Raw genomic sequence first — 9257 nt, 5'->3', positions numbered from 1 at the left:
GGGCCGGGGTGGTGGGCGCCGGATCGGCGGCGTTCGCGGCGGGTGCGGTCAGGGCGGCGAGCCGGTCCAAGGCCGTCCGCAGGGTGTCGGCGGCGTGTTCGCCCGCCAGCCCGAAGTGGTCGCCGGGCACCTCGCCCGCCGCGTCCGCCGTGGGCCAGGCGGCCCGCCAGCCGGCGTCCGGCCGGTCCGGGAGGTTCGCCAAGTCCCGCATACCGGGCAGCGGTTCGGCCGCCCGCAGGTGGAGGACGGGGGTGGTCAGCGGCTCCGGCCGCCAGCCGGAGAACAGCCGGTCGTAGCCGCCCATGGCGGTCAGGCAGGTGTCGTCCCAGCGGTCGTCGCCGGGGCCGAGGGAGCCGTCGCCGTCGCGCAGCCGCCGGCCGATCTCCTCCTGGATCGCGGGAAGCGCCGCGCTGCCGGGGAGGTAGCTGTCGAGCAGGACGACCGCGCGCGGCGGGGTGCCGAGCGCCTCCAGCCGGGCGGCGACGGCGTGGGCGATCCAGCCGCCCGCCGAGTGGCCGAGGAGGGCGAACTCCCCGTCCGGGGCGCACCGGAGGACGTCTCCGGCGTGATGGCTCGCGAGTGCCTCCAGGGTGTCCGGGAGGTCCTCGCCCGCGGTGAAGCCGGGGGCCGGGAGGGCCCACAGCTCGGCCGTGTCCTGGGCCGCCGCGGCGAGCCGGGCGTACTGGTGGGCTCCGGAGCGGCCGGCGAACGACGGGAAGCAGAGCAGCCGGGTGCCGGCCGGGCCGCGGGAGAGCCGGACGGGGGCCGGGCTCGCGGCCGGGCGTTCGCCGGTGCCGAAGGCCGGGCGGTAGCGGGAGGCGGTCCGCAGCAGGTCCTGGAAGGCGGCGAACTCCCCGAGCTCGCCGGCCCGCAGGGCGAGCGCGGCGAGGGTGCCGCCGCCGGGCTCCTCCCCGGCGCCGGACTCTAGGGCGGCCAGCAGGTGGGCGGCGAGCGCCTTGAGGGTGGGGTGGTCGAAGACCAGCGAGGTGGACAGGGTGAGGCCGGTGGCCGTCTGGAGCGCGGTGCGGAGCTCGGCGGCGGCGAGCGAGTCGAAGCCCAGCTCGGGCAGGCCGACGCTCGCCTCCACGGCCTCCGTCGTGGGGTGGCCGAGCACGGCGGCGATGTGCGTCGCGGTCAACTCGGTCACCAGGCGCTCGCGTTCGCCGCCGGAGAGCGGCAGAAGGCGGTCGCGCAGCGACGGCCCGTCGGGGGCGGGCTCGGCGACGGGCTCGGCGACCGGTCGGGTGACCGGTCGGGTGACCGCCGGGACCGGACCGCCGGTGACGGGGGCTCCCGGGACGGCGGGGGCGACGACGTCCGGCCAGTAGCGCTGCCGCTGGAACGCGTACGTCGGCAGCTCGACGCGCCGGGCTCCGTACGCGGCGTGGAACCGTGCCCAGCCCGGGCCGGCCGCGCCGCGGACCCGGGCCCGGGCGAGGGCGGTGATCAGGCTCGTCTCCTCGTCCCGGCCGCGCCGGAGCAGCGGTACGGCGGCCTCGCCGCCGCTGCCCGCGTCGGCCAGGGCGTCCCGGACCAGCGCCGAGAGGACGCCGCCGGGCCCCAGTTCGAGGAACGTCGTCACGCCGTCGGCGGCCAGCCGCCGGACGCCGTCGAGGAACCGCACCGGGCGGCGGATGTGCCGGACCCAGTAGTCCGGAGAGCATACCTCCTCCGGCTCCAGGATCTCTCCGGTCACGTTGGACACCAGGGTGACGCGAGGGGCGTGGTAGTCGAGCCCGGCCGCAACGGAGCGGAAGTCCCCCAGCACCTCGTCCATCAGCGGCGAGTGGAATCCGCGCGTCACCCGCAGCCGCTTGGTGCGGTGGCCCCGGGCGGCGAGGAGTTCCGCCACGCGCTCGACGGCCTCGCGCGCGCCGGAGACGACGGTGGCCCGGGGGCCGTTGACGGCCGCGATACCCGCCCGGCCGTCGTCGGCCAGGACGGCCGCGACCTCGTCCTCGGCGGCCTCGACCGCCACCATGATCCCGTCCGGCGAGGAGGCCGCCATCAGCCGGCCGCGGGCGGCGACCAGGGCGCAGGCGTCCTCCAGGGACAGCACGCCGGCCACGTGGGCGGCGGTCAGCTCGCCGATCGAGTGCCCGCCGAGCCGCTCGGGGACCACGCCCCAGCCCTCCAGCAGACGGGCGAGCGCGACACCGGTGGCGAACAGGGCGGGCTGGGTGTACGCGGTGTCGTCCAGCAGGGCCGCTTCGGGCGTGCTCTCCTCGGCGAACAGCACCTCCCTGAGCGGGCGTTCGAGGTGGGTGTCCAGGTGGCCGCAGACCTCGTCCAGCGCCTCCGCGTAGGCCGGGAACGCGGCGTACAGCGCGCGTCCCATGCCCGGCCGCTGGCTGCCCTGGCCGGGGAAGAGGAAGGCCGTCCGGCCGCCGGCGGCGACGTCGCGTACGACGTGCGGCGCCGGGCTGCCGGCGGCCAGCGCGGCGAGACCGGCGAGCAGGCCGTCGCGGCCGGAGGCGAGGACGGCGGCCCGGTGCTCCAGCGCTCCGCGCGTGGTGGCGAGGGAGTAGGCGACGTCCAGCGGCGTCAGCGCGGGGCGTTCGGCGACGTACGCCCGGAGGCGCTCGGCCTGAGCGCGCAGCGCCTGCTCGCCCCGGCCGGAGAGCACGCAGGGAACGAGCACGGGCCCGCCCGCGGGCGCCTGGGCGCCGACCCGCTGACCGTTCGCCGACGCGGCCGGGCCGCCGGCGGGAGCGGAAGCCTCCGCCGCGGACACCTGCGCACCCTGCGCAGGCGTGCGCGCACCTTCCACGGCCGCCGGCCCCGCCTCGGCGAGCGCGGACCCGTTCGCGGGCGTCTGAGCGCCGGCCCGCCGGCCGTTCACGGACCCGGCCGGGTCGCCGGCGGGCTGGGACACGTCCGCCGCAGGCGCCTGCGCACCCACCGCGGTTGCGGCTACACCTTGCGCTGACGCCGGCGCACCCCGCACGGGCGTGCGCGCACCTTCCACGGCCGCCGGCCCTGCCTCGGCGAGCGCGGGCGCGGCCCCCGCCGCCGCCGGCTCGCTGCCCGCCGGCGCGGAAACGGCCTCCGCCGACGGCGACACGCCGCCTGCGGGCACTGCTCCGGGCTCCCCGGGCGTGAACGCGCCCTCCGCCCGCACTTCCCCGGCCCCCGCGAACGCGGGCACGCCCTCCGCCCGTGCGGGCGCACCCACCGCCGGGGTCACAGCGCCGCCTCCCGGCGCCTGTTCGAGGACGACGTGGGCGTTGGTGCCGCTGATGCCGAATGAGGAGACGGCCGCACGGCGCGGGCGGCCGGGGTGCGGCCAGGGGCGTTCCTCGGTGAGGAGTGCGACCGTGCCGGCGGACCAGTCGACGTGCGGGCTGGGTTCGTCGGCGTGGAGGGTCCGGGGCAGGAGGCCGTGTTCCATCGCCTTGACCATCTTGATGACGCCGGCCAGGCCGGCCGCGGCGGCGGTGTGGCCAATGTTGGACTTCACCGAGCCGAGCCACAGCGGCCGGCCTTCGGGCCGTTCCTTCCCGTACGTGGCGATCAGCGCCTGGGCCTCGATGGGGTCGCCGAGGGGCGTGCCGGTGCCGTGGGCGTCGACGGCGTCCACGTCGGCCGGGGTCAGCCCGGCGTTGGCCAGGGCCTCGCGGATGACGCGCTGCTGGGAGGGGCCGTTGGGGGCGGCGAGGCCGTTGCTGGCGCCGTCCTGGTTGGTGGCCGTGCCCCGGACGAGGGCGAGGACGGGGTGGCCGTTGCGGCGCGCGTCGGAGAGCCGCTCGACGAGGAGCAGGCCGGCGCCCTCGCCCCAGGCGGTGCCGTCGGCGGCGGCCGAGAACGCCTTGCACCGGCCGTCGGGCGCCAGCCCGCGCTGCCGGGAGAACCCGACGAACGCCTGCGGCGTCGACAGCACGGTCACGCCGCCCGCCAGGGCGAGCGTCGACTCGCCGGAGCGCAGCGACTGGCAGGCCAGGTGCAGGGCCACCAGCGACGACGAGCAGGCGGTGTCGACCGTGACGGCCGGGCCTTCCAGGCCGAACGTGTAAGCCAGGCGGCCGGAGATGACGCTGGCCGCGTTGCCCGTCAGGACGTACCCCTCCAGGCCCTCCGCCGCGCCGGCCGCCAGCGCCGTGTAGTCCTGGCCGCTGGAGCCGGCGAACACGCCGGTGCGGCTGCCGCGCAGCGACGTGGGGTCGATGCCGGCCCGTTCGAACGCCTCCCAGGCGGTCTCCAGCAGGAGCCGCTGCTGCGGGTCCATGGCCAGGGCCTCGCGGGGGCTGATGCCGAACAGCCCGGCGTCGAACCGGTCGGCGCCCTGGATGAAGCCGCCCTGGCGGGTGTAGGTGGTGCCGGGGTGGGCGGGGTCGGGGTGGTAGAGCGCGTCGAGGTCCCAGCCCCGGTCCTCGGGGAACGGGGTGATCGCGTCGCCGCCGGCGGCGACCAGCCGCCACAGGTCCTCGGGGCCGGCGACGCCGCCCGGGAAGCGGCAGGCCATGCCGACGATCGCGATCGGCTCGTCGTCGGCGGCGGCGGTCGCGGCCGGGAGGGCCCGCGCGGTGTCGTCCTCGCCGAGGAGGTCCGCGAGGATGCGGCGGCTCAGCGCCTCGGGGGTCGGGTGGTCGAACACGACGGTCGCGGGGAGCGGCAGGCCGGTGGCGGCGCGCAGCCGGTTGCGGAGTTCGACGGCGGTGAGCGAGACGAACCCGAGTTCGTTGAAGGGGCGTCGGGGCTCGACCCGTACGTCCTGTCCGAGCACGGCCACGGCGTGCGCGGCCACCAGGTCGGTGAGCGTCCGCACGCGTTCGTCCTCGGGCAGCGCGGCCAGGCGCCGCAGCAGCGCGGACGCGGCCGTGTCGGGCTCCTCCGGCTCCTCCGGCCGTCCGCCGCCGGGGCGCCCGCCGGCGCAGCGCCGGGACCACCAGGCCGACAGGGCGGGCAACAGCGCGTCGAGGCGGGCGAGTTCGTCGGCGTCGGCGAGTTCGAGGAGTGCGGCGAGCGCGTCGTGGTCCTCGTCGGCGACGGCCGTCCAGAACCGCTCCTCCAGCGGGTCCCGGGCGCCCGCCGCGCCGGGGCGGGTCTCGACCCAGTAGCCGCGCCGCCGGAAGGCGTAGGTGGGCAGGTCGGTGAGACGGCGGGCGGCGGGCGGGAAGGCGGGCGTCCAGTCGACGGCGAGGCCGCGGGTGTGCGCCTCGGCGAGGGAGGTGAGGAAGCGCCGCCAGTCGCCCTCGTCGCGGCGGAGCGATCCGACGGCGACGGCCTGGACGCCGGAGTCCTGCGCGGTCTCCTCGACGCCGACGGTGAGGACGGGGTGCGGGCTGCACTCGACGAACGCGCCGTGGCCCTGGGCGAGCAGGTCGCGGACGACGGGCTCGAAGCGGACGGTCTCGCGGAGGTTGCGGTACCAGTAGTCGGCGTCGAGCCCGGCGGTGTCCAGCGGGCCGCCGGTCAGGGTGGAGTGGAAGGGGACGGTCCCGGTGCGGGGCCGGAGGCCGGCGAGGTCGGCGAGGACGCGCTCGCGGACGCGCTCGACCTGCGCGGAGTGGGAGGCGTAGTCGACGGGGACGCGCCGGGCGCGTATCCCGCGGGTCTCGCAGCGGGCCAGCAGCTCGTCCAGGGCGGCGGGTTCGCCGGAGACGACGGTGGACCGCGGCCCGTTGACGGCGGCGACGGACACCCGGTCGCCGAAGCCGCACTCGTCGAACAGCGCGGCGACGGCGTCGGCGCCGAGGGGCACGGCCACCATGCCGCCGTCGCCGGAGAGGATCTCGCCGATGGCGCGGGACCGCAGGGCGGCCACCCGGGCGCCGTCCTCCAACGACAGGCCGCCCGCGACGCAGGCGGCGGCGATCTCCCCCTGGGAGTGTCCGACGACGCCGACGGGCTCGACGCCCATCGAGCGCCACAGCGCCGCCAGCGACACCATCACGGCCCACAGCACCGGCTGGACGACGTCGACGCGCTCCAGCCCGGGGGCGCCGGGCGCCCCGCGCAGGACGCCGGTCAACGACCAGTCCACGAACGGCTCCAGGGCCCGCTCGCACGCCTCGACGCTCTCCCGGAAGGTGTCGCTGGTGTCGAGGAGGCCGACGGCCATGCCGGCCCACTGGGAGCCCTGGCCGGGGAAGACGAAGACGGCACCGGTGTGCGCGGCGTCGGCCTCGCCGGTCACCACGCCGGGGGCGACACCCGCTTCCGCCAGATCCCGTACACCGTCGGCGAGTTCGGCGCCACGGCCGATGACGACGGCGCGGTGGGCGAAGGTGGCGCGGCCGGTGGCCAGCGTCCAGCCGACGGCCGCCGGGTCGGCGTCGGGCCGGTCGGGCCCCTCGGTCCGGTCCGTCCCCTCGGTCCGGTCCGCCCGCTCGGCGAGGTGCGCGGCGAGCCGCTCGGCCTGGGCCCGGAGGGCGCCCGCGCTCTTGGCGGACAGCAGCCACGGCAGCACCCCCGCGTCCTCGGCGGGCGGCACCGGCTCGGCGTCCGGCGCCTGTTCGAGGATGACGTGGGCGTTGGTGCCGCTGACGCCGAAGGAGGACACGCCGGCCCGCCGGGGACGGCCGGCGTCCGGCCAGGCCCGCCGCTCGGTGAGCAGCTCGACGGCGCCCGCCGACCAGTCGACGTGCGGGGTCGGCTCGTCGGCGTGCAGGGTGCGCGGGAGAACGCCGTGCCGCAGCGCCATGACGGTCTTGATGACGCCGGCGACGCCCGCCGCCGCCTGCGTGTGGCCGATGTTGGACTTCAACGAGCCCAGCCAGAGCGGCTGTTCGGCGGGCCGGTCCTGTCCGTAGGTGGCGAGCAGCGCCTGCGCCTCGATGGGGTCGCCGAGCGAGGTGCCGGTGCCGTGGGCCTCGACGGCGTCCACGTCCCGGGCGGAGAGCCGGGCGTCGGCGAGCGCCTGCCAGATGACGCGCTGCTGGGACGGGCCGTTGGGCGCGGTGAGCCCGTTGGAGGCGCCGTCCTGGTTGACGGCCGAACCGCGGACGACGGCGAGGACGGGGTGGCCGTTCCGGCGCGCGTCGGAGAGGCGTTCGAGGGCGAGCATGCCGACGCCCTCGCCCCAGCCGGTGCCGTCGGCGGCGGCCGAGAACGCCTTGCACCGCCCGTCGGGGGCCATCCCCCGCTGCCGGCTGAACTCGACGAACATCCCCGGCGACGCCATGATCGCCGCTCCGCCGGCCAGGGCCACGGTGGACTCGCCGCGCCGCAGCGACTGGCAGGCCAGGTGCAGGGTCACCAGCGACGACGAGCAGGCGGTGTCGATGGTGACCGCCGGGCCCTCCAGGCCGAGGACGTACGAGAGCCGGCCGGAGAGGACGCTGGCCGCGCTGCCGGACAGCAGGTAGCCCTCGAAGTTCTCGGTGGCCCGCTGGAGGAGGGCGCCGTACTCCTGGTGGCCGGTGCCGACGAAGACGCCGGTACGGCTGCCGCGCAGCGTCTCGGGGTCGATGCCGGCGCGTTCCAGCGCCTCCCAGGAGGTCTCCAGCAGCAGCCGCTGCTGGGGGTCCATGGCGAGGGCCTCGCGGGGGCCGATGCCGAAGAAGGCGGCGTCGAACCGGTCGGCGTCGCGCAGGAAGCCGCCCTCGCGGGCGTAGCAGGTGCCCGGGTGGTCGGGGTCGGGGTGGTAGAGCGCGTCGAGGTCCCAGCCCCGGTCGTCGGGGAACGGCCCGACGGCGTCCCGCCCCTCGTCGACCAGCCGCCACAGGTCCTCGGGGCTGCCGACGCCGCCCGGGAAGCGGCAGGCCATGCCGACGACGGCGATCGGCTCGCCGGCGACGGCCTCCATCTCCTCCAGCCGGCGCCGGGTCTCCCCCAGGTCGGCGGTGACGCGCTTGAGGTAGTAGCGCAGTTTGTCCTCGGTGCGCTGTGGCACGCCGCCGGCGGCGGTCTTCTCCTCGGTCCCCATGGACGCAACACCCTTCACAGTTTCGACGGCACGGTTACCGAGCGGTCAGGAAATGCCGAGTTCCTTCTCGATGTAGTCGAAGACCTCGTCGTCGTCGGCGGCGGAGAGGTCGGTGCCGGGCGGCGGCTCGTCGCCGCCGGCCGGCCGGTCGTCCTCCCACCGGGCGGCGACGGCCCGCAGCCGGGTGGCGACCCGGACCCGGTCGGGGTCGTCCGCGGGCAGCGCGGCGAGCGCGGTCTCCAGCCGGTCGAGGTCGTCGAGGACGGACCGGGCGGCGGGGACGCCTTCGGCGGGGAGCCCCTCGCGGAGGTGCCGGGCGAGGGCGATGGCCGTCGGGTAGTCGAAGACGAGGGTGGCGGACAGCCGGGTGCCGGTGGCGGCGGTGAGCCGGTTGCGGAGCTCGACGGCGGTCAGCGAGTCGAAACCCAGCTCCTCGAACGGCTGGTCGGCGGCGACGGCCGCGGCGCCCGCGTGCCCGAGCACCTGGGCGGCCTGGGTGCGGACGAGGTCGAGCAGGACCCGGTCGCGGCCGGCGGTGTCGAGCCCGGCGAGGCGCTGCCGCAGGTCCCCCGCGAGGTCCGGGCCGGTGTTCCCGGCGGACCGGGCGGGCGGTGGGACCAATCCGTGCAAGAGCGGCGGCAGTTGGGTGGAGGCGGCGCGCAGGGCGGCGGTCTCCAGCCGGACGGGCAGCAGTACCGCGCGGCCGGCGCCGAGGGCGGCGTCGAAGAGGGCCAGGCCCTCGTCGGCGGAGAGCGGCAGCACGCCGGAGCGGCGCATCCGGCGCCGGCCGGCCTCGTCGAGCGCGTCGGCCATGCCGCCGGTGCCCTCCCACGGCCCCCAGGCCAGGGAGACGGCGGGCAGCCCGGCGGCGGCGCGGTGCCCGGCGAGCGCGTCGAGGTAGGCGTTGGCCGCCGCGTAGCCGCCCTGCCCGGCGCCGCCGAGGGTGGCGGTGGCGGAGGAGAACAGCACGAACGCGGCGAGCGGCCGGTCGCGGGTGAGGTCGTGCAGGTGGCGGGCGGCGTCGGCCTTGGGGGCGAGGACGGCGGCGGCGCGCTCGGCGGTGAGCGCCGGGACGACGGCGTCGTCCACGACGCCGGCCGCGTGGACGACGGCGGTCAGGGGGTGGGCGGCGGGCACGGTGTCCAGCGCGGCGGCCAGGGCCGTACGGTCGGACACGTCGCAAGCGCGGACGTCCACCCGGGCGCCGAGCTCCTCCAGCGCGGCGGTGAGCTTCTTGGCGCCCTCGGCGGCCGGCCCCTTCCGGCCGAGCAGCAACAGGTTGCGCACGCCGTGCCGTTCGACGAGGTGCCGGGCGACGAGGGCGCCCAGGGCGCCGGTGCCGCCGGTGACGAGGACGGTGCCGTCGGGGTCGAACGGGGCTGTCTCTTAT

2 protein-coding genes and 1 pseudogene are annotated in these 9257 nt (G+C 77.5%); all 3 read right to left on the bottom strand.

Annotated elements, in window-relative coordinates; genetic code table 11:
• On the bottom strand, window positions 1-7867 hold a 7867-nt coding region (locus ACSNOK_RS26300), incomplete at its 3' end, for a beta-ketoacyl synthase N-terminal-like domain-containing protein (RefSeq protein WP_436783257.1).
• Between the two features lie 45 nt (window positions 7868-7912).
• Entirely contained in the window at window positions 7913-8644 is a 732-nt protein-coding gene (locus tag ACSNOK_RS26295; RefSeq protein ID WP_436783258.1) for a beta-ketoacyl reductase, read from the bottom strand.
• Window positions 8645-8704: 60 nt separating this feature from the next.
• Window positions 8705-9217: pseudogene (locus tag ACSNOK_RS26290) on the bottom strand (SDR family NAD(P)-dependent oxidoreductase); the annotation flags it as partial.
• Window positions 9218-9257: the final 40 nt, after the last annotated feature.

The sequence above is a fragment of the Streptomyces sp. URMC 126 genome (genome assembly GCF_051386555.1).
In the GTDB taxonomy this organism is placed as follows: domain Bacteria; phylum Actinomycetota; class Actinomycetes; order Streptomycetales; family Streptomycetaceae; genus Streptomyces.
This window is presented reverse-complemented; position numbering and strand designations above follow the sequence as displayed.

What these genes read in the sequence shown, in the direction of transcription:
- ACSNOK_RS26295 (WP_436783258.1), bottom strand. Translation starts at nt 8,644, where the DNA reads ATGCGCCGCTCCGGCGTGCTGCCGCTCTCCGCCGACGAGGGCCTGGCC.